The 21,510-nt window shown below is 55.8% G+C and carries 21 protein-coding genes and 1 tRNA gene; all 22 read right to left on the bottom strand.

Features of this window, described 5'->3' with window-relative positions:
- Positions 1-8: 8 nt before the first annotated feature.
- The gene (gene rpsC, locus CFII68_RS05195; RefSeq protein ID WP_003176422.1) at positions 9-695 is read right to left on the bottom strand and encodes a 30S ribosomal protein S3; all 687 of its coding nucleotides are present in this window, start codon (positions 693-695) and stop codon (positions 9-11) included.
- Between the two features lie 13 nt (positions 696-708).
- Positions 709-1,041 (bottom strand): 50S ribosomal protein L22, encoded by a 333-nt coding sequence (gene rplV, locus CFII68_RS05200; RefSeq protein WP_003103908.1) that lies wholly within the window; start codon positions 1,039-1,041, stop codon positions 709-711.
- Positions 1,042-1,052: 11 nt separating this feature from the next.
- Positions 1,053-1,328 (bottom strand): 30S ribosomal protein S19, encoded by a 276-nt coding sequence (rpsS, locus tag CFII68_RS05205; RefSeq protein ID WP_002555486.1) that lies wholly within the window; start codon positions 1,326-1,328, stop codon positions 1,053-1,055.
- Between the two features lie 16 nt (positions 1,329-1,344).
- Positions 1,345-2,169: a 50S ribosomal protein L2 gene (gene rplB / locus CFII68_RS05210; protein ID WP_003186055.1), complete on the bottom strand. Its 825-nt coding sequence runs from the start codon at positions 2,167-2,169 to the stop codon at positions 1,345-1,347.
- Between the two features lie 14 nt (positions 2,170-2,183).
- Positions 2,184-2,483: a 50S ribosomal protein L23 gene (gene rplW, locus CFII68_RS05215; protein WP_002555488.1), complete on the bottom strand. Its 300-nt coding sequence runs from the start codon at positions 2,481-2,483 to the stop codon at positions 2,184-2,186.
- Positions 2,480-3,082, bottom strand: a complete 603-nt coding sequence (rplD, locus tag CFII68_RS05220; RefSeq protein ID WP_003186057.1) for a 50S ribosomal protein L4 — start codon at positions 3,080-3,082, stop codon at positions 2,480-2,482. The genes rplW and rplD overlap by 4 nt, the downstream gene beginning before the upstream one ends.
- A gap of 12 nt (positions 3,083-3,094) precedes the next feature.
- Entirely contained in the window at positions 3,095-3,730 is a 636-nt protein-coding gene (gene rplC, locus CFII68_RS05225) for a 50S ribosomal protein L3 (protein WP_003186059.1), read from the bottom strand.
- 80 nt (positions 3,731-3,810) lie between these two features.
- Positions 3,811-4,122 carry a 30S ribosomal protein S10 gene (gene rpsJ, locus CFII68_RS05230; protein ID WP_003186070.1) on the bottom strand — a complete coding sequence of 104 codons (312 nt, stop codon included), beginning with the start codon at positions 4,120-4,122 and terminating at the stop codon, positions 3,811-3,813.
- 156 nt (positions 4,123-4,278) lie between these two features.
- Positions 4,279-5,472 (bottom strand): elongation factor Tu, encoded by a 1,194-nt coding sequence (tuf, locus tag CFII68_RS05235; protein WP_003186071.1) that lies wholly within the window; start codon positions 5,470-5,472, stop codon positions 4,279-4,281.
- A gap of 30 nt (positions 5,473-5,502) precedes the next feature.
- Positions 5,503-7,608 (bottom strand): elongation factor G, encoded by a 2,106-nt coding sequence (gene fusA, locus CFII68_RS05240; protein ID WP_018612014.1) that lies wholly within the window; start codon positions 7,606-7,608, stop codon positions 5,503-5,505.
- Positions 7,609-7,638: 30 nt separating this feature from the next.
- Complete coding sequence (rpsG, locus tag CFII68_RS05245) at positions 7,639-8,109, bottom strand: 30S ribosomal protein S7 (protein ID WP_003186074.1); 471 nt, start codon at positions 8,107-8,109, stop codon at positions 7,639-7,641.
- Positions 8,110-8,229: 120 nt separating this feature from the next.
- Positions 8,230-8,601 carry a 30S ribosomal protein S12 gene (gene rpsL / locus CFII68_RS05250; RefSeq protein ID WP_002555494.1) on the bottom strand — a complete coding sequence of 124 codons (372 nt, stop codon included), beginning with the start codon at positions 8,599-8,601 and terminating at the stop codon, positions 8,230-8,232.
- A gap of 216 nt (positions 8,602-8,817) precedes the next feature.
- Entirely contained in the window at positions 8,818-13,017 is a 4,200-nt protein-coding gene (rpoC, locus tag CFII68_RS05255; protein WP_018611969.1) for a DNA-directed RNA polymerase subunit beta', read from the bottom strand.
- A 64-nt stretch (positions 13,018-13,081) separates the two neighbouring features.
- Positions 13,082-17,155, bottom strand: coding sequence for a DNA-directed RNA polymerase subunit beta (rpoB, locus tag CFII68_RS05260; RefSeq protein ID WP_018611968.1), 4,074 nt, complete (start codon positions 17,153-17,155; stop codon positions 13,082-13,084).
- A 220-nt stretch (positions 17,156-17,375) separates the two neighbouring features.
- Positions 17,376-17,741: a 50S ribosomal protein L7/L12 gene (gene rplL / locus CFII68_RS05265; RefSeq protein ID WP_003206098.1), complete on the bottom strand. Its 366-nt coding sequence runs from the start codon at positions 17,739-17,741 to the stop codon at positions 17,376-17,378.
- 78 nt (positions 17,742-17,819) lie between these two features.
- Positions 17,820-18,320, bottom strand: a complete 501-nt coding sequence (gene rplJ, locus CFII68_RS05270) for a 50S ribosomal protein L10 (protein ID WP_003206099.1) — start codon at positions 18,318-18,320, stop codon at positions 17,820-17,822.
- A 198-nt stretch (positions 18,321-18,518) separates the two neighbouring features.
- A complete protein-coding gene (rplA, locus tag CFII68_RS05275) occupies positions 18,519-19,214 on the bottom strand; it encodes a 50S ribosomal protein L1 (protein WP_003186095.1) in 696 nt (231 codons plus the stop codon).
- On the bottom strand, positions 19,214-19,645 hold the full coding sequence (gene rplK / locus CFII68_RS05280) for a 50S ribosomal protein L11 (protein ID WP_003176435.1): 432 nt from the start codon (positions 19,643-19,645) through the stop codon (positions 19,214-19,216). The genes rplA and rplK overlap by 1 nt, the downstream gene beginning before the upstream one ends.
- Before the next feature lie 117 nt (positions 19,646-19,762).
- Positions 19,763-20,296 (bottom strand): transcription termination/antitermination protein NusG, encoded by a 534-nt coding sequence (gene nusG / locus CFII68_RS05285; RefSeq protein ID WP_003186097.1) that lies wholly within the window; start codon positions 20,294-20,296, stop codon positions 19,763-19,765.
- 9 nt (positions 20,297-20,305) lie between these two features.
- Positions 20,306-20,674, bottom strand: coding sequence for a preprotein translocase subunit SecE (gene secE, locus CFII68_RS05290; RefSeq protein WP_003206102.1), 369 nt, complete (start codon positions 20,672-20,674; stop codon positions 20,306-20,308).
- Positions 20,675-20,719: 45 nt separating this feature from the next.
- Positions 20,720-20,795 (bottom strand) — tRNA-Trp (locus CFII68_RS05295).
- A gap of 53 nt (positions 20,796-20,848) precedes the next feature.
- Positions 20,849-21,510 (bottom strand): EF-Tu/IF-2/RF-3 family GTPase (locus CFII68_RS05300; RefSeq protein ID WP_033062859.1); only part of this gene is annotated, 662 nt, incomplete at its 5' end.

Raw genomic sequence — 21,510 nt, 5'->3', positions numbered from 1 at the left:
CGTACCCCTTACTTAGCAGCTTTTTTACGAGGCGCTGGTGCTTGTGGTTTCAGTTCTTCTTGGCGACCACCAATTACTTCGCCTTTGAAGATCCAAACCTTTACACCGATCACACCGTAAGTGGTGTGAGCTTCGTAGTTGGCATAGTCGATGTCGGCACGCAGGGTGTGCAGTGGCACACGACCTTCGCGATACCATTCAGTACGTGCGATTTCAGCACCGCCGAGACGACCGCTCACTTGGATTTTGATGCCTTTGGCACCAATGCGCATTGCGTTCTGTACAGCGCGCTTCATAGCGCGACGGAACATTACGCGACGCTCCAGCTGCTGAGCTACGCTCTGCGCAACCAGCATACCGTCGAGCTCCGGCTTGCGGATCTCTTCGATATTGATGTGCACAGGCACACCCATTTGCTTGGTCAGGTCCTGACGCAGCTTCTCAACATCTTCACCTTTCTTCCCGATAACGATACCTGGACGAGCGGTGTGGATGGTGATACGTGCAGTCTGCGCCGGACGATGGATATCGATACGGCTTACGGACGCGCTTTTTAGTTTGTCTTGGAGATACTCACGCACCTTCAGATCAGCGAACAAGTAGTCCGCATAAGTCCGACCGTCTGCGTACCAGACGGAGGTGTGCTCCTTGACGATTCCCAGGCGAATGCCAATGGGATGTACTTTCTGACCCATCTCTTCGACTCCGTTACTTGTCAGCAACCTTGACAGTGATATGGCAAGACCGCTTGACGATGCGATCAGCACGGCCTTTGGCACGTGGCATGATGCGCTTCAGCGAACGCCCTTCGTTGACGAAAACGGTGCTGACCTTCAGGTCATCAACGTCTGCGCCTTCGTTATGCTCGGCGTTGGCTACGGCCGACTCCAGCACTTTCTTCATGATCTCGGCGGCTTTCTTACTGCTGAAAGCCAACAGGTTGAGCGCTTCGCCCACCTTCTTCCCGCGGATCTGGTCGGCGACCAAGCGGGCTTTCTGGGCGGAGATTCGAGCGCCCGACAACTTAGCGGCTACTTCCATTTCCTAACCCCTTAACGCTTGGCTTTCTTGTCTGCCACGTGCCCACGATAAGTGCGGGTACCGGCGAACTCGCCCAGTTTGTGGCCGACCATGTCTTCGTTAACGAGAACTGGGACGTGTTGACGACCGTTGTGTACTGCGATGGTCAGACCGACCATTTGTGGCAGGATCATCGAACGACGCGACCAGGTCTTAACTGGTTTGCGATCGTTCTTTTCCGCCGCCACTTCGATCTTCTTCAGTAGGTGAAGATCAATAAAAGGACCTTTTTTCAGAGAACGTGGCACTGTCGTATCCCTCTATTTACTTGCGACGACGGACGATCATTTTGTCGGTACGCTTATTACCACGAGTCTTCGCGCCCTTAGTCGGGAAGCCCCATGGCGATACCGGATGACGACCACCAGAGGTACGACCTTCACCACCACCATGTGGGTGGTCAACCGGGTTCATGGCAACACCACGAACGGTTGGGCGAACGCCACGCCAGCGCTTGGCACCAGCTTTACCCAACGAACGCAGGCTGTGCTCGGAGTTCGAGACTTCGCCCAGGGTCGCACGGCATTCAGCCAGTACTTTACGCATCTCACCAGAACGCAGACGCAGGGTCACGTAGACACCTTCACGAGCGATCAGCTGAGCCGAAGCACCAGCGGAACGAGCGATCTGTGCGCCTTTACCTGGCTTCAATTCGATGCCGTGTACGGTGCTACCAACTGGAATGTTACGCAGTTGCAGAGCGTTGCCCGGCTTGATCGGTGCCAGGGCACCTGCGATCAGCTGGTCGCCAGCACTCACGCCTTTAGGGGCGATGATGTAGCGGCGCTCGCCATCTGCGTACAGCAGCAGAGCGATGTGAGCAGTACGGTTTGGATCGTATTCGATACGCTCGACGGTGGCAGCGATGCCATCCTTGTCGTTGCGACGGAAGTCGACCAGACGATAATGCTGCTTATGACCACCACCGATGTGACGAGTGGTAATACGGCCATTGTTGTTACGACCACCAGACTTCGATTTTTTCTCGAGCAGCGGTGCGTGAGGAGCGCCTTTATGCAGCTCCTGGTTGACCACCTTGACCACAAAACGGCGGCCAGGGGAAGTCGGTTTGCATTTAACGATTGCCATGATGCACCCCTTCCTTACTCAGCACTGCTGCTGAAATCGAGATCTTGGCCTGGCTGAAGGGAGATAACTGCCTTCTTCCAGTCATTACGCTTGCCCAGACCGCGAGCAGTGCGCTTGCTTTTACCCAGAACGTTCAGGGTAGTCACGCGCTCTACTTTCACGCTGAACAGGCTTTCGACGGCCTTCTTGATTTCCAGCTTGGTTGCGTCGGTCGCAACCTTGAAAACGAACTGGCCTTTCTTGTCTGCCAGAACCGTAGCCTTCTCGGAAACGTGCGGGCCAAGCAGAACTTTAAATACGCGTTCCTGGTTCATCCCAGCAGCTCCTCGAATTTCTTCACGGCCGACACGGTGATCAACACCTTGTCGTATGCGATCAGACTGACCGGATCGGAACCCTGCACGTCACGAACGTCGACGTGTGGCAGGTTGCGAGCAGCCAGGTACAGGTTCTGATCAACAGCGTCAGACACGATCAGGACGTCAGTCAGGCCCATGCCATTCAGCTTGTTCAGCAGATCTTTGGTTTTCGGTGCTTCAACAGCGAAGTCCTGAACCACGACCAGACGATCAGTACGCACCAGCTCAGCAAGGATGGAACGCATTGCTGCGCGATACATCTTCTTGTTCAGCTTCTGGGAGTGATCCTGAGGACGAGCTGCGAAAGTGGTACCGCCGCCACGCCAGATTGGGCTACGGATAGTACCGGCACGAGCACGGCCAGTACCTTTCTGACGCCATGGGCGCTTGCCGCCACCGGAAACGTCGGAACGGGTCTTTTGCTGCTTGCTACCTTGACGGCCGCCGGCCATGTAGGCCACGACTGCTTGGTGAACCAGCGTCTCGTTGAATTCGCCGCCAAATGTCAGTTCGGAAACTTCGATCGCTTGAGCGTCATTTACATTTAATTGCATGTCAGCTTCCCCTTAACCGCGAGCCTTGGCTGCTGGACGTACAACCAAGTTGCCGCCAGTAGCGCCAGGAACAGCGCCCTTGACCAACAACAGATTGCGTTCAGCGTCCACGCGCACTACTTCGAGGGACTGCACGGTCACGCGCTCAGCGCCCATATGACCGGACATTTTTTTGCCCTTGAATACACGACCAGGAGTCTGGCACTGGCCGATAGAGCCTGGAACGCGGTGGGATACGGAGTTACCGTGGGTGTTATCTTGCCCGCGGAAGTTCCAACGCTTGATCGTACCCTGGAAGCCTTTACCCTTGGACTGACCGGTTACATCAACCAGCTGACCAGCGGCGAAGATTTCAGCGTTGATCAGATCGCCGGCCTGGTACTCGCCTTCTTCAAGGCGGAATTCCATTACGGTACGACCAGCGGCAACGTTCGCCTTGGCGAAGTGGCCAGCCTGAGCTGCTGTTACACGCGAAGCACGACGCTCGCCGACAGTGACTTGCACTGCACGATAGCCATCGGTCTCTTCAGTTTTGAACTGGGTGACGCGATTCGGCTCGATCTCAATGACCGTGACCGGAATGGAGACACCTTCTTCGGTGAAAATACGGGTCATACCGCATTTACGACCGACTACACCAATAGTCATGTTGTAAACCTCATGAGTGTACGGGGCTTTCACCCGCTATGGCCGCCCATTTCAGAGCGTTACACGACTAAGACCGAGTCTTAGCCGAGGCTGATCTGCACTTCCACACCGGCCGCAAGATCAAGCTTCATAAGTGCATCAACGGTTTTATCCGTTGGCTGGACGATGTCCAGAACGCGCTTATGAGTACGGATCTCGTACTGGTCGCGCGCGTCTTTGTTGACGTGCGGGGAGACCAGAACGGTGAACCGCTCTTTACGGGTAGGCAGTGGAATTGGACCACGCACTTGAGCACCAGTACGTTTCGCGGTTTCCACGATTTCCTGGGTGGATTGGTCGATCAGGCGATGGTCGAAAGCCTTCAACCTGATACGGATTTGCTGATTTTGCATTGGATTTCAGACTCCGGCTGCTATTCCCACCGAGCGCAATACGCCCGTTAAAAGGAGGCGCAATTCTATAGACGCCCCATATAGGTGTCAACCCAATAAAAAAGCCCCCGCTGGGCGGGGGCTTTTTCAACTCATCGAAGCCGACTCAAAAAGAGCTTACTCGATGATTTTGGCTACGACGCCAGCGCCGACGGTACGACCGCCTTCACGAATAGCGAAACGCAGACCGTCTTCCATTGCGATGGTCTTGATCAGGGTGACAACCATTTTGATGTTGTCGCCTGGCATTACCATTTCAACGCCTTCCGGCAGTTCGCAGTTACCGGTCACGTCAGTGGTCCGGAAGTAGAACTGTGGACGGTAGCCTTTGAAGAACGGAGTGTGACGACCGCCTTCTTCTTTGCTCAGAACGTACACTTCAGCTTCGAACTTGGTGTGCGGCTTGACCGAACCCGGCTTAACCAGAACCTGGCCACGCTCAACGTCGTCACGCTTGGTACCACGCAGCAGAACGCCGCAGTTCTCGCCAGCACGACCTTCGTCGAGCAGTTTACGGAACATTTCAACACCGGTGCAGGTGGTGACGGTGGTGTCACGCAGACCTACGATTTCCAGTGGATCCTGAACCTTGACGATACCGCGCTCGATACGACCAGTCACAACAGTACCGCGACCAGAGATCGAGAACACGTCTTCGATTGGCATCAGGAACGGCTTGTCGATAACACGAACTGGCTCTGGGATGTAGCTGTCCAGAGTTTCTACCAGACGCTTGACAGCGGTGGTACCCATTTCGTTGTCGTCTTGGCCGTTCAGAGCCATCAGAGCCGAACCGATGATGATTGGAGTGTCATCACCTGGGAAATCGTAAGTGCTCAGCAGGTCGCGCACTTCCATCTCAACCAGTTCCAGCAGCTCAGCGTCGTCAACCATGTCAGCCTTGTTCAGGAAGACAACGATGTACGGAACGCCTACCTGGCGGGACAGCAGGATGTGCTCACGGGTTTGAGGCATCGGACCATCAGCGGCCGAGCAAACCAGGATCGCGCCGTCCATCTGGGCAGCACCGGTGATCATGTTCTTCACATAGTCAGCGTGACCTGGGCAGTCAACGTGAGCGTAGTGACGAATCGAAGAGTTGTACTCAACGTGCGCGGTGTTGATGGTGATACCACGAGCCTTTTCTTCCGGAGCGCTGTCGATCTTGTCGAAAGCAACAACGGCCGAACCGAAAACTTCGGAGCAGACGCGAGTCAGAGCAGCAGTCAGAGTGGTTTTACCGTGGTCAACGTGACCAATGGTGCCAACGTTGACGTGCGGTAGGGAACGATCAAATTTTTCTTTAGCCACGACAATTAACTCCTTGCCTAAAGGGCTGAATCAGCCTTGTTTTTTGGTAACAGTCTCGACGATATGCGACGGGGCTGTATTGTATTTTTTGAATTCCATAGAGTAGCTTGCGCGACCCTGAGACATGGAACGAACATCGGTCGCGTAACCGAACATCTCGCCCAACGGAACCTCGGCACGAATAACCTTGCCGGAAACCGTATCTTCCATACCCAGAATCATGCCACGACGACGGTTAAGGTCGCCCATGACATCACCCATGTAGTCTTCAGGCGTAACGACTTCTACCGCCATGATCGGCTCGAGCAACTCACCACCGCCCTTCTGGGCCAGTTGCTTGGTTGCCATGGAAGCAGCCACCTTGAACGCCATCTCGTTGGAGTCGACGTCGTGGTAAGAACCATCAAACACAGTCGCCTTCAGGCCGATCAGCGGATAGCCGGCAACAACGCCGTTCTTCATCTGCTCTTCGATACCCTTCTGGATCGCCGGGATGTATTCCTTAGGAACCACACCACCTACGACTTCGTTCACGAATTGCAGACCTTCCTGACCTTCGTCAGCCGGTGCAAAACGGATCCAGCAGTGACCGAACTGGCCACGACCGCCGGATTGGCGAACGAACTTGCCTTCGATTTCACAGTTCTTCGTGATGCGCTCACGATAGGAAACCTGAGGCTTACCGATGTTGGCTTCGACGTTGAACTCACGGCGCATCCGGTCAACCAGGATGTCCAGGTGCAACTCGCCCATGCCGGAGATGATCGTCTGACCAGTCTCTTCATCAGTCTTGACGCGGAAAGACGGGTCTTCCTGAGCAAGCTTGCCCAGAGCGATACCCATTTTTTCCTGGTCGTCCTTGGTCTTAGGCTCAACGGCAACCGAAATAACCGGCTCCGGGAAGTCCATGCGAACCAGGATGATTGGCTTGTCGCCATTGCACAAGGTTTCACCAGTGGTGACGTCCTTCATGCCGATCAAGGCCGCGATGTCACCAGCGCGCACTTCCTTGATCTCTTCGCGGGCGTTTGCGTGCATTTGCACCATACGGCCTACGCGCTCTTTCTTGCCTTTTACAGAGTTGATCACGCCGTCGCCGGAGTTCAACACGCCCGAGTAAACACGGACAAAGGTCAAGGTACCCACGAATGGGTCGGTAGCGATCTTGAACGCCAGAGCCGAGAACGGCTCGTTGTCGTCTGCATGACGCTCCAGCTCGATAGTCTCGTCATCCGGGTCGGTACCCTTGATGGCAGGAATGTCGGTTGGCGCAGGCAGGAAGTCGATAACGGCGTCGAGAACCAGGGGAACACCCTTGTTCTTGAAGGAAGAACCGCAAACAGCCAGGACGATTTCACCAGCGATAGTACGCTGACGCAGAGCGGCCTTGATTTCCTCGTTGGTGAGTTCTTCACCCTCGAGGTACTTGTTCATCAGCTCTTCGTTGGCTTCGGCCGCAGCCTCAACCATGTTGCCGCGCCACTTCTCGGCTTCTTCCAGCAATTCAGCAGGAATATCCTTGCGAACAGGGACCATACCCTTGTCAGCATCGTTCCAGTAGACCGCTTGCATGTTGATCAGATCGATCTGACCCTGGAAGTTGTCTTCGGAACCGATAGCCAGCTGGATAGGCACTGGAGTGTGACCCAGGCGCTGCTTGATCTGAGCGATCACGCGCAGGAAGTTGGCACCAGCACGGTCCATCTTGTTTACGTAAACAAGACGTGGAACGCCGTATTTGTTGGCTTGACGCCATACGGTTTCCGACTGAGGCTCAACGCCCGAGGTACCGCAGAACACAACCACAGCGCCGTCGAGTACGCGCAGGGAACGTTCTACTTCAATGGTGAAGTCAACGTGGCCCGGGGTATCGATGACGTTGAAGCGGTGCTCGTCCTTGTACTGCTTCTCGGAACCCTTCCAGAAAGCGGTAATGGCAGCAGAAGTAATGGTAATACCACGCTCCTGCTCCTGCACCATCCAGTCGGTGGTCGCGGCGCCATCATGCACCTCGCCCATCTTGTGACTTTTGCCGGTGTAAAAAAGGACGCGCTCGGTGGTGGTGGTTTTACCAGCATCCACGTGAGCAACGATACCAATGTTACGGTAGCGGTTAATCGGTGTAGTACGAGCCATAAAGCCCTCGCAAATTGAGTGACGCTAAAATTAGAAGCGGTAGTGCGAGAAAGCCTTGTTGGCTTCAGCCATACGGTGCACGTCTTCACGCTTCTTAACTGCAGCACCTTTACCTTCAGCAGCGTCCAACAGTTCGCCAGCCAAACGCAGAGCCATGGACTTCTCGCCGCGCTTGCGGGCGAAGTCTACCAACCAGCGCATTGCCAGGGCGTTACGACGGGACGGACGAACTTCGACCGGAACCTGGTAAGTAGCACCGCCTACACGGCGCGACTTCACTTCGACCAGCGGAGCGATGGCGTCGAGAGCTTTCTCGAAGATTTCCAGGGGATCGCTGTTCTTGCGTTCCTTAACTTTGTCCAGTGCGCCATAAACGATACGCTCGGCAACGGCTTTCTTGCCGCTTTCCATTACGTGGTTCATGAACTTGGCGAGAATCTGGCTTCCGTATTTCGGATCGTCCAGAATCTCACGTTTGGCTGCTACGCGACGTCTTGGCATTGATAAGCCCTCAAACGGTCTTCAGGTTAGCCCGGGACCACCACATCCTAGGGATGTGCGCCCGACCTTACTCTTATCGACTCATAAAAATAAAAATCAGTTTTTTGCTACCAGAAACCACTACTTAGGCTTCTTGGTACCGTATTTCGAACGACCCTGGTTCCGGCCTTTGACGCCAGAGGTATCCAGAGAGCCGCGAACGGTGTGGTAACGAACACCTGGCAAGTCTTTTACACGACCGCCGCGGATCAGTACCACGCTGTGCTCTTGCAGGTTGTGGCCTTCACCGCCGATGTACGAGGAAACCTCGAAACCGTTGGTCAGACGCACACGGCATACTTTACGCAGTGCCGAGTTAGGTTTTTTCGGCGTGGTGGTATACACACGGGTGCATACGCCACGACGTTGCGGGCAGTTCTGCAGCGCAGGCACGTCGGATTTCTCGACGATACGCTTACGCGGCTGACGTACCAGCTGGTTGATAGTTGCCATCTACTAGCTCCACTGTTGTCTTGCGACGCTATTGTCTTACAAGAAAAGCAAAATGGCAGGAACGAATTCCCGCCAAATTTAGGGGATCAAGAGTCTAAAGAGGATCTTGTCCCCAGTCAAGGCAAGGCCCCGACCTCCCCGCCCGCCGGATCTCGACAATTTGTCTCGATCCGCCGAACGGGGTGACCAGGGCCAGGCACTCAATTACCGCAGAACTCAGTTACCACTCGAGTTCAGTGCTTCGGTCAGTGCAGCTTCCACTTCACTGGCGCTTACGCGCAACGGCTTGTCAGCTTCACGGCGACGCTTGCGTTCGCTGTGATAGGCCAAACCGGTACCGGCCGGGATCAGACGACCCACGACCACGTTTTCTTTCAGGCCACGCAGGTAATCGCGCTTGCCGGTTACCGCCGCTTCGGTCAGTACGCGAGTGGTTTCCTGGAAGGAAGCCGCCGAGATGAACGATTCGGTGGACAACGACGCCTTGGTGATACCCAGCAGAACGCGAGTGAACTTGGAGACAAACTTGTCTTCGCCGCTCAGACGCTCGTTCTCTACCAGTACGTGAGTCAATTCCATCTGGTCGCCCTTGATGAAACTGGAATCGCCGGATTCAGCGATCTCAACTTTACGCAGCATCTGACGCAGGATGGTCTCGATGTGCTTGTCGTTGATCTTCACGCCTTGCAGACGGTAAACGTCCTGGATCTCGTTCACGATGTACTTGGCCAGCGCACTCACACCCAGCAGACGCAGGATGTCGTGTGGATCGCTCGGACCGTCCGAGATAACTTCGCCGCGGTTTACCTGTTCGCCTTCGAACACGTTCAGGTGACGCCACTTCGGAATCAGCTCTTCGTACGGATCGGTACCGTCGTTCGGGGTGATAACCAGACGGCGTTTGCCCTTGGTCTCTTTACCGAACGCGATGGTGCCGCTGACTTCAGCCAGAATCGAGGCTTCTTTCGGACGACGGGCTTCGAACAAGTCGGCAACACGCGGCAGACCACCGGTGATGTCGCGAGTTTTCGAAGTCTCTTGCGGGATACGAGCGATAACATCACCGATCGCGATCTTCGCACCATCCGCTACACCGACCAGGGCGTTGGCTGGCAGGAAGTACTGAGCGATAACGTCAGTGCCTGGCAGCAACAGATCCTTGCCGTTGTCGTCGACCATCTTCACAGCAGGACGGATGTCCTTGCCGGCAGCTGGACGATCTTTCGCATCGAGTACTTCAATGTTGGTCATACCGGTCAATTCGTCGGTCTGACGCTTGATCGTGATGCCTTCTTCCATGCCCACGTAGGTCACGGTACCTTTCATTTCGGTAACGATCGGGTGAGTGTGCGGGTCCCACTTGGCCACGATGGCACCAGCGTCGACCTTGTCGCCTTCCTTCACCGAAATCACAGCACCGTACGGCAGCTTGTAGCGCTCGCGCTCACGACCGAAGTCGTCAGCGATGGCCAGCTCACCGGAACGGGACACAGCAACCAGGTGACCATCCACTCGCTCAACGTGCTTCAGGTTGTGCAGACGGACGGTACCGCCATTCTTCACCTGAACGCTGTCGGCCGCGGAGGTCCGGCTTGCCGCACCACCGATGTGGAACGTACGCATCGTCAGCTGGGTACCCGGCTCACCGATGGACTGGGCAGCGATAACGCCGACCGCTTCACCGATGTTCACCTGGTGACCACGTGCCAGGTCGCGACCGTAGCACTTGGCGCAGATGCCATAGCGGGTTTCACAGCTGATCGGCGAACGTACGATCACTTCGTCGATGCTGTTGAGTTCGATGAACTCGACCCACTTCTCGTCAACCAGGGTGCCCGCAGGAACGATGACGTCCTCGGTACCCGGCTTGAATACGTCACGGGCGATGACACGACCCAATACGCGCTCACCCAACGGCTCTACAACGTCACCGCCTTCAATGTGCGGAGTCATTACCAGGCCATGTTCGGTGCCGCAATCGATCTCGGTCACGACCAGATCCTGGGCAACGTCTACCAGACGACGAGTCAGGTAACCGGAGTTCGCGGTTTTCAACGCGGTATCCGCAAGACCCTTACGAGCACCGTGAGTGGAGATGAAGTACTGGAGTACGCTCAAACCTTCACGGAAGTTCGCGGTAATCGGGGTCTCGATGATGGAACCGTCCGGCTTGGCCATCAGGCCACGCATACCGGCGAGCTGACGGATCTGCGCAGCAGAACCCCGTGCGCCCGAGTCGGCCATCATGTACATCGAGTTGAAGGATTCCTGGTCGACTTCGTTGCCATGACGGTCGATGACTTTCTCTTTCGAGAGGTTGGCCATCATCGCCTTGGAAACTTCGTCGTTCGCCTTGGACCAGAGGTCGATCACTTTGTTGTACTTCTCGCCCTGGGTTACCAGGCCGGAGGCGTACTGACTTTCGATCTCTTTCACTTCTTCGGTAGCAGCACCGATGATGCGGGCTTTTTCATCCGGGATAACGAAGTCGTTAACACCGATGGAAACGCCGGAAATGGTCGAATAGGCAAAACCGGTGTACATCAACTGGTCAGCGAAGATCACGGTCTCTTTCAGACCAACCACGCGGTAGCACTGGTTGATCAGCTTGGAGATCGCCTTTTTCTTCATCGGCAGGTTGACGACGTCGTAGGACAGACCTTTTGGCACAACCTGGAACAACAGCGCACGGCCGACGGTAGTGTCGACAATACGAGTGTTGGTCACGCTGCCACCATCACGATCGTTCACAGTTTCGTTGATCCGCACCTTGACCTTGGCGTGCAGTGCGGCTTCGCCGGCACGGAACACACGGTCAACTTCTTGCAGATCCGCGAACACACGACCTTCGCCCTTGGCGTTGATCGCTTCACGCGTCATGTAGTACAGACCCAATACAACGTCCTGCGACGGAACGATGATTGGCTCACCGTTGGCTGGCGACAGAATGTTGTTGGTCGACATCATCAACGCACGCGCTTCCAACTGGGCTTCCAGTGTCAGCGGTACGTGCACGGCCATTTGGTCGCCGTCGAAGTCGGCGTTGTACGCAGCACAGACCAACGGGTGCAGCTGGATAGCCTTACCTTCGATCAGTACCGGTTCAAACGCCTGGATACCCAGACGGTGAAGGGTCGGTGCACGGTTGAGCAGAACCGGGTGTTCGCGAATCACTTCGGCGAGAACGTCCCAGACCTCTGGCAGCTCGCGCTCGACCATCTTCTTGGCGGCCTTGATGGTAGTCGCGAGACCACGCATTTCCAGCTTGCCGAAAATGAACGGCTTGAACAGCTCCAGAGCCATTTTCTTAGGCAGACCGCACTGGTGCAGACGCAGGGTCGGGCCTACGGTAATTACCGAACGACCGGAGTAGTCAACACGCTTACCGAGCAAGTTCTGACGGAAACGACCCTGCTTACCCTTGATCATGTCAGCCAGGGATTTCAGAGGACGCTTGTTGGAACCGGTGATAGCGCGGCCACGACGACCGTTGTCGAGCAGTGCATCGACCGCTTCCTGCAACATACGCTTTTCGTTGCGCACGATGATGTCCGGAGCGGACAGATCAAGCAGGCGCTTCAAGCGGTTGTTACGGTTGATCACTCGACGATACAGATCGTTGAGGTCGGAAGTCGCGAAACGACCGCCATCGAGCGGAACCAGTGGACGCAGGTCTGGCGGCAGAACCGGCAGAACGGTCAGCACCATCCACTCTGGCAGGTTGCCGGAACCCTGGAAGGCTTCCATCAACTTCAGACGCTTGGACAGCTTCTTGATCTTGGTTTCGGAGTTGGTTTGCGGAATTTCTTCGCGCAGACGGCCAATCTCGTGCTCCAGGTCGATCGCGTGCAGCAGTTCGCGAACAGCTTCGGCACCCATGCGGGCATCGAAATCGTCGCCGAACTCTTCCAGCGCTTCGAAGTACTGCTCGTCGTTGAGCAGCTGACCTTTTTCAAGGGTGGTCATGCCTGGATCGATAACGACATAGCTCTCGAAGTAGAGAACGCGTTCGATATCACGCAGGGTCATGTCCATCAGCAAGCCGATACGGGACGGCAGCGATTTCAGGAACCAGATGTGGGCAACCGGCGAGGCCAGTTCGATGTGCGCCATGCGCTCACGACGAACTTTTGCCAGCGCGACTTCAACGCCGCACTTCTCGCAGATCACACCACGGTGTTTCAAGCGCTTGTACTTACCGCACAGGCACTCGTAATCCTTGACCGGACCAAAGATCTTGGCGCAGAACAGGCCGTCACGCTCAGGTTTGAACGTACGGTAGTTGATGGTTTCCGGCTTTTTAACTTCACCGAACGACCACGAACGGATCATCTCAGGCGAGGCCAATCCAATACGGATGGCGTCGAACTCTTCGACTTGACCCTGGTTTTTCAGCAAATTCAGTAGGTCTTTCAAGGCCTTTCCTCCTGGCGGAGCAGAGAGCGGGCAAAACAGCCCCGCTCTCGATTCGCGTCACGTGTTATTCGGTTTCCAGATCGATATCGATGCCGAGGGAACGAATTTCCTTGATCAACACGTTGAAAGACTCGGGCATGCCCGGCTCCATACGGTGATCGCCGTCCACGATGTTTTTGTACATCTTGGTCCGGCCGTTCACATCGTCCGACTTCACTGTGAGCATTTCTTGCAGAGTGTATGCAGCACCGTACGCTTCCAGTGCCCAGACCTCCATCTCCCCGAAACGCTGACCACCGAACTGCGCCTTACCACCCAGCGGCTGCTGGGTAACCAGGCTGTAAGAACCGGTAGAACGAGCGTGCATCTTGTCGTCTACCAAGTGGTTCAGCTTCAGCATGTACATGTAGCCAACGGTAACCGGGCGCTCGAACTTGTTGCCGGTACGGCCGTCGAACAGCTGCATCTGGCCGCTTTCTGGCAGGTCTGCCAGTTTCAGCATGGCCTTGATTTCGCTTTCCTTGGCACCGTCGAACACCGGAGTAGCCATTGGAACGCCGCCGCGCAGGTTCTTCGCCAGATCCAGGATTTCCTGGTCGGTGAAGGTGTCCAGCTCTTCGTTGCGGCCGCCGATCTCGTTGTAGATCTCGTGCAGGAACTTACGCAGGTCAGCGACCTTGCGCTGCTCTTCGATCATACGGTTGATCTTCTCGCCCAAGCCCTTAGCCGCGAGGCCCAGGTGGGTTTCAAGGATCTGACCAACGTTCATACGCGAAGGTACGCCCAACGGGTTGAGGACCACATCGACCGGGGTGCCATTGGCATCGTGCGGCATGTCTTCAACCGGCATGATCACGGAGACCACACCCTTGTTACCGTGACGACCGGCCATCTTGTCGCCCGGCTGGATGCGGCGACGGATTGCCAGGTAAACCTTGACGATTTTCAGCACGCCTGGAGCCAGGTCATCGCCCTGCTGCAGTTTGCGCTTCTTGTCTTCGAACTTGTCGTCCAGCAGACGGCGGCGATCAACGATATAGGCCTGGGCCTTCTCGAGCTGCTCGTTCAGAGCATCTTCAGCCATGCGCAGTTTGAACCACTGGCCATGCTCAAGACCGTCGAGAACTTCGTCGGTGATTTCCTGACCTTTCTTCAGGCCGGCGCCGCCTTCGGCTTTGTGGCCGACCAGAGCGGAGCGCAGACGCTCGAAAGTTGCGCCTTCGACGATACGGAACTCTTCGTTCAGGTCCTTGCGGATCTCGTCGAGTTGAGTCTTCTCGATGGACAGTGCACGAGCATCACGCTCAACGCCGTCGCGAGTGAAGACCTGTACGTCGATGACGGTACCCTTGGTGCCGGTAGGCACGCGCAGGGAGGTGTCTTTAACGTCGCTGGCTTTTTCACCGAAGATGGCACGCAGCAGTTTTTCTTCCGGAGTCAGCTGGGTCTCGCCTTTCGGAGTGACCTTGCCCACCAGGATGTCGCCTGCGCCTACTTCAGCACCTACGTAAACGATACCGGCTTCGTCCAGCTTGTTCAGTGCAGCTTCACCCACGTTCGGGATGTCCGCAGTGATTTCCTCTGGGCCAAGCTTGGTGTCACGGGCCACACAGGTCAGTTCCTGGATGTGGATCGTGGTGAAGCGGTCTTCCTGAACCACACGCTCGGACAGGCAGATGGAGTCTTCGAAGTTGAAGCCGTTCCATGCCATGAACGCGATGCGCATGTTCTGACCCAACGCCAGTTCACCCATATCGGTGGACGGACCGTCGGCCATGATGTCGCTGCGCTGAACCCGATCACCCTTGCTCACCAGCGGACGCTGGTTGATGCAGGTGTTCTGGTTGGAGCGGGTGTACTTGGTCAGGTTGTAGATGTCGACACCGGCTTCGCCAGTTTCAACTTCGTCATCGGCAACACGAACCACGATACGGCTGGCGTCGACGGAGTCGATCACGCCACCACGACGAGCCACGACGCAAACGCCGGAGTCACGGGCAACGTTACGCTCCATGCCGGTACCTACCAGCGGCTTGTCGGCACGCAGGGTGGGTACAGCTTGACGCTGCATGTTCGAACCCATCAACGCACGGTTGGCGTCGTCGTGCTCGAGGAACGGGATCAGCGACGCTGCAACCGAAACTACCTGCTTCGGCGATACGTCCATCAAGGTGACGTCTTCCGGCGCCTTGACGGTGAACTCGTTCAAGTGACGAACAGCGACCAGCTCGTCGACCAGGACCTTCTTATCGTTCATCGTGGCCGAAGCCTGAGCGATCACGTGATCTGCTTCTTCGATGGCGGACAGGAACACGATCTCGTCGGTCACCAGGGCGTCTTTCACCACACGGTACGGGCTCTCGAGGAAGCCGTACTGGTTGGTGCGCGCATAGGCAGCCAGGGAGTTGATCAGACCGATGTTCGGACCTTCCGGCGTTTCGATCGGGCATACACGACCGTAGTGCGTCGGGTGTACGTCACGAACTTCGAAGCCTGCACGCTCACGGGTCAGACCGCCCGGGCCGAGTGCGGAGACACGACGCTTGTGGGTGATCTCGGACAGCGGGTTGTTCTGGTCCATGAACTGGGACAGCTGGCTCGAACCGAAGAACTCCTTCACCGCCGCAGCCACAGGCTTGGCGTTGATCAGGTCTTGCGGCATCAGGCCTTCGCTTTCAGCCATCGACAGACGTTCCTTGACCGCACGCTCTACGCGCACCAGGCCAACACGGAACTGGTTCTCGGCCATCTCGCCTACACAGCGAACACGACGGTTACCCAGGTGGTCGATGTCATCGACGATGCCTTTGCCGTTACGGATGTCGACCAGGGTCTTGAGGACCGCGACGATGTCGTCCTTGTTCAGCACACCCGAACCTTCGATCTCGGTACGACCGATACGACGGTTGAACTTCATCCGGCCGACCGCAGACAGGTCATAACGCTCAGGGCTGAAGAACAGGTTGTTGAACAGGGTCTCGGCTGCATCCTTGGTTGGCGGCTCGCCAGGACGCATCATGCGATAGATCTCGACCAGGGCTTCCAGTTGGTTGCCGGTGGAGTCGATCTTCAGCGTGTCGGAGATGAACGGACCGCAGTCGATGTCGTTGGTGTACAGCGTCTCGATGCGAACGACCTGGGCCTTGGCGATTTTTGCCAGGATCTCGGTGTTCAGCTCGGTGTTGCACTCCGCCAGGATTTCGCCGGTGGCCGGATGCACGATGACCTTGGCCGTGGTGCGACCCAGGACGTAGTCCAGAGGCACCTGCAGCTCTTTGATCCCGGCTTTTTCCAGCTGGTTGATGTGGCGAGCGGTGATACGACGACCCTGCTCGACAATAACCTTGCCTTTGTCATCCTGGATATCGAGGACAGCGATTTCACCGCGCAGGCGCTGAGGCACCAGTTCCAGGCTGAGGTTTTCACCTTGCACATGGAAGACGTTGGTGGTGTAGAACGCGTCCAGCACTTCTTCGGTGGTATAGCCGAGCGCGCGCAGCAGTACCGATGCAGGCAGCTTGCGACGACGGTCGATACGCACGAATACGCAGTCTTTCGGGTCGAACTCGAAGTCCAACCACGAACCGCGGTAAGGAATGATGCGCGCGGAGTAAAGCAGTTTGCCGGAGCTGTGCGTCTTGCCACGGTCGTGGTCGAAGAACACGCCCGGAGAACGGTGCAGCTGGGAAACGATTACACGCTCGGTACCGTTGATTACGAAGGTACCGTTCTCAGTCATCAGGGGAATTTCACCCATGTAGACTTCTTGCTCTTTGATGTCCTTGATCGCTTTGTTCGACGATTCTTTGTCGAAAATGATCAGGCGCACTTTTACCCGCAAAGGTACGGCGTAAGTAACACCGCGCAATACGCATTCTTTGACATCAAATGCCGGTTCGCCCAGGCGATAACCGACGTACTCCAGCGCAGCATTGCCGGAGTAGCTGATGATCGGGAAAACGGATTTGAAGGCCGCATGCAGGCCCACGTCGCGGAACTGATCTTTAGTCGCTCCCGCTTGCAAGAATTCACGATACGAATCCAGCTGGATGGCCAGGAGGTACGGCACATCCATGACGTCCGGCAACTTGCTAAAGTCCTTGCGGATACGTTTTTTCTCAGTATATGAGTAAGCCATCAGCGTTCCCCAGCTTGGTCACCTGCTTGTTTGGCCCCTCCCGACGGGAGCAGCCAGAAAATCGTGCAAACCCCATGGTTTGCGCCACCACATCGGGTGGTTACAGCTCGCGATCAGCACCGACCCAGTCGGCTGCCAATAACGGAAAAAGGCCGGTGGCAAGAGCCACCAGCCATCAGCCTGTCGCTTAACGCTCGGGCTGGAGACGCAAAGTCGATGCTTACTTCAGCTCGACTTTAGCGCCTGCTTCTTCCAGAACTGCTTTGGCTTTGTCAGCTGCGTCTTTGGCAACAGCTTCCAGAACCATGGCAGGAGCGCCGTCAACTACAGCCTTGGCTTCTTTCAGGCCCAGACCGGTCAGTTCACGTACTGCCTTGATCACGTTTACTTTCTTCTCGCCAGCTTCGGTCAGCATGACGTTGAATTCGGTTTGCTCTTCAGCAACGGCAGCAGCAACAGCTGGACCAGCGGAAGCAGCAGCAGCGGTAACACCGAATTTTTCTTCGAAAGCTTTGATCAGCTCAACAACTTCCATTACGGACATGTTGCCAACGGCTTCGAGGATATCGTTTTGAGAGATAGACATGACTCTAAATTCCTGGATTGGGGGACGGCCTACGCGACCATCGAAATAAACAAAAAACGCGAAAAGGAGTGTCGAGCCTTAGGCTGCGGCAGCTTCTTTCTGGTCGCGCAGTGCCGCCAGAGTACGAGCCAATTTGCTGGTTGCGCCTTGAATCACGCTCATCAGCTGGGAAATTGCTTCGTCACGGGTCGGCAGAGTTGCCAGTACGTCGATCTGGTTAGCTGCGAGGAACTTGCCCTCGAACGCAGCTGCCTTAATCTCGAACTTGTCCTGACCTTTGGCGAATTCCTTGAACAAACGGGCAGCAGCGCCAGGATGTTGGGTGGAGAACGCGATCAAGGTCGGGCCGGTGAACACGTCGTTGAGGACACTGTATTCAGTGTCAGCAACAGCGCGCTTGAGCAGGGTGTTACGTACAACACGTACGTAAACGCCAGCTTCACGAGCCTCTTTACGGAGTCCGGTCATAGCGCCTACTGTTACGCCACGGGCATCAGCCACGACAGCGGACAGAGCAGCTTTGGCAGCCTCGTTGACTTCAGCGACGATGGCCTTCTTGTCTTCGAGTTTAATTGCCACGGGTTTAACTCCTGCTTGTTACCGTTTCATCCGGTCGAAACCGAATGTCGTTTTGGTGTCTGATTCGGTAAGGAACCGGGAGCACCATCTGCGTAGGCTTGTGGTTTAAGACTTGCGTCGCCTACGGTCTTGGACAGCCCCCGCCAGGCAGGGACCCCAATTTTTTGATTGGCGCAATTACTTGCGCCAACCTGAGTCTTACGCGTCGAGCGAGCTCTGATCGATAACCAGACCTGGGCCCATAGTGGTGCTCAGGGTAACGCGCTTGACGTAGATACCTTTCGAAGAAGCTGGCTTGATACGCTTCAGATCAGCGATCAGGGCTTCAACGTTTTCCTTCAGCTTGACGGCGTCGAAGCCGATCTTGCCAACGGAAGTGTGGATGATGCCGTTTTTGTCGGTGCGATAACGAACCTGACCAGCCTTGGCGTTTTTAACCGCGGTGGCTACGTCTGGCGTTACGGTGCCGACTTTAGGGTTAGGCATCAGACCACGTGGACCGAGGATCTGACCCAACTGACCTACAACGCGCATGGCATCCGGGGATGCGATCACTACGTCATAGTTCAGGTCGCCGCCCTTCATTTCAGCAGCCAGATCGTCCATGCCTACGCGATCAGCACCAGCAGCCAGAGCAGCTTCAGCTGCTGGGCCCTGGGTGAAGACAGCTACACGAACGGTCTTGCCAGTGCCGTGTGGCAGCACAGTAGCGCTACGAACGACCTGGTCGGATTTACGTGGGTCAACGCCCAGGTTTACAGCAACGTCGAACGACTCGCTGAACTTGACAGTCGACAGCTCAGCCAGCAGAGCGGCGGCGTCTACAAAGTTGTAGGCCTTGCCTGCTTCGATTTTGCCGGCGATAGCCTTTTGACGCTTGGTCAGCTTAGCCATTACACACCCTCCACGTTAAGGCCCATGCTACGAGCAGAACCGGCGATAGTACGCACGGCTGCATCCATATCAGCTGCAGTCAGATCCGCGTTTTTGGTTTTCGCGATTTCTTCCAGCTGAGCACGGGTAACGGTGCCAACCTTAACGGTGTTTGGACGAGCGGAACCGCTGGTCAAACCTGCAGCCTTCTTCAGCAGAACCGAAGCTGGGGTGCTTTTTGTTTCGAAAGTGAAGCTACGGTCGCTGTAGACAGTGATGATCACTGGAGTCGGCAGACCTGGCTCAAGACCCTGAGTACGGGCGTTGAAGGCCTTGCAGAATTCCATGATGTTCACGCCGTGCTGACCCAGGGCAGGACCAACAGGTGGGCTTGGGTTAGCCTGAGCGGCCTTCACTTGCAGCTTGATGTAAGCGGTAATTTTCTTGGCCATGAGGCACTCCAATTACGGGTTCGAACGCCTCGAAAGGCTCCCCGGTTACTTGCGCGTTTATCCCAGTGACGACAAAACCCCACAGCCTTGGGCTGCGGGGTTGGGATGCCTGCTCAATCAGACCTTTTCGACCTGACTGAACTCTAGCTCTACCGGAGTAGAGCGACCGAAAATGAGCACTGCCACTTGGATCCGGCTCTTTTCGTAGTTAACTTCTTCAACCGTGCCATTGAAATCAGCGAATGGACCGTCGGTGACGCGTACAACCTCACCTGGTTCAAACAGTGTCTTCGGCTTCGGCTTGTCGCTACCATCAGCGACGCGACGCAGAATCGCTTCTGCCTCTTTATCTGTGATCGGCGCAGGCTTGTCGGCGGTACCGCCAATGAAGCCCATCACCCGAGGGGTATCCTTGACCAAGTGCCAAGTCCCTTCGTTCATGTCCATCTGTACCAGCACGTAGCCCGGAAAGAACTTACGTTCACTTTTGCGCTTCTGACCATTACGCATCTCAACCACTTCTTCAGTGGGGACCAGAATTTCGCCAAAGCCATCTTCCATGCCAGCCAGCTTTACGCGCTCTACCAGCGAGCGCATAACATGCTTCTCGTAACCCGAGTAAGCATGCACAACGTACCAACGCTTAGCCACGGGACACCCTTAGCCAACAATCAAGGAAACAAGCCAGCCGAGCAGGGAATCGAGCCCCCACAACAGCAACGCCATTACCAGAACAACAGCCACAACGATCAACGTGGTCTGCGTGGTTTCTTGGCGAGTCGGCCATACGACTTTACGAATTTCAGTGCGAGCTTCCTTAGCGAGTACAAAGAAAGACTTGCCCTTGGCTGTCTGCAGACCTACAAAGGCAGCAACAGCAGCAATGGCGAGCAATGCAAGTACGCGGTACAGGATCGGCGAAGCAGAATAATACTGATTGCCAACAACGCCAATAACCACCAAAGCGACTACCACTAGCCACTTGAGCAGATCGAAGCGAGAGCCTTGAGCTTCAGCTTTAGGAGTCATCTATGAAGATCCTGTGAAAAGAAAGCCAGACACACTGAGTGAATCTGGCAGGTCAGGAGGGAATCGAACCCCCAACCTACGGTTTTGGAGACCGTCGCTCTGCCAATTGAGCTACTGACCTAAAACAAAATCAGGCCGACCATTATGCCGGCCCGAAAAAGACATTACAACTGTTTACTCGATGACTTTGGCTACGACGCCAGCGCCGACGGTACGACCGCCTTCACGGATAGCGAAACGCAGACCATCTTCCATCGCAATGGTCTTGATCAAGGTAACAGTCATCTGAATGTTGTCACCTGGCATTACCATTTCAACGCCTTCTGGCAGCTCGCAGTTACCAGTCACGTCAGTCGTACGGAAGTAGAACTGTGGACGGTAGCCTTTGAAGAACGGAGTATGACGACCGCCTTCTTCCTTGCTCAGAACGTAAACTTCTGCGGTGAACTTGGTGTGCGGCTTGACGGTGCCTGGCTTGACCAGAACCTGGCCACGCTCAACGTCGTCACGCTTGGTGCCGCGCAGCAGCACGCCGCAGTTCTCGCCAGCACGACCTTCATCGAGCAGCTTGCGGAACATTTCAACGCCAGTGCAGGTAGTTTTCTGAGTATCGCGCAGACCGACGATCTCAACTTCTTCCTGGATACGGACGATGCCACGCTCAACACGACCAGTCACAACAGTACCGCGACCGGAGATCGAGAATACGTCTTCGATTGGCATCAGGAACGGCTTGTCGATAGCACGCTCCGGCTCTGGGATGTAGCTGTCCAGAGTTTCCACCAGCTTCTTGACAGCAGTGGTGCCCATTTCGTTGTCGTCTTGGCCGTTCAGAG

This window comes from Pseudomonas sp. CFII68 (assembly GCF_000416195.1).
GTDB classification, from domain to species: domain Bacteria; phylum Pseudomonadota; class Gammaproteobacteria; order Pseudomonadales; family Pseudomonadaceae; genus Aquipseudomonas; species Aquipseudomonas kilonensis.
This window is presented reverse-complemented; position numbering and strand designations above follow the sequence as displayed.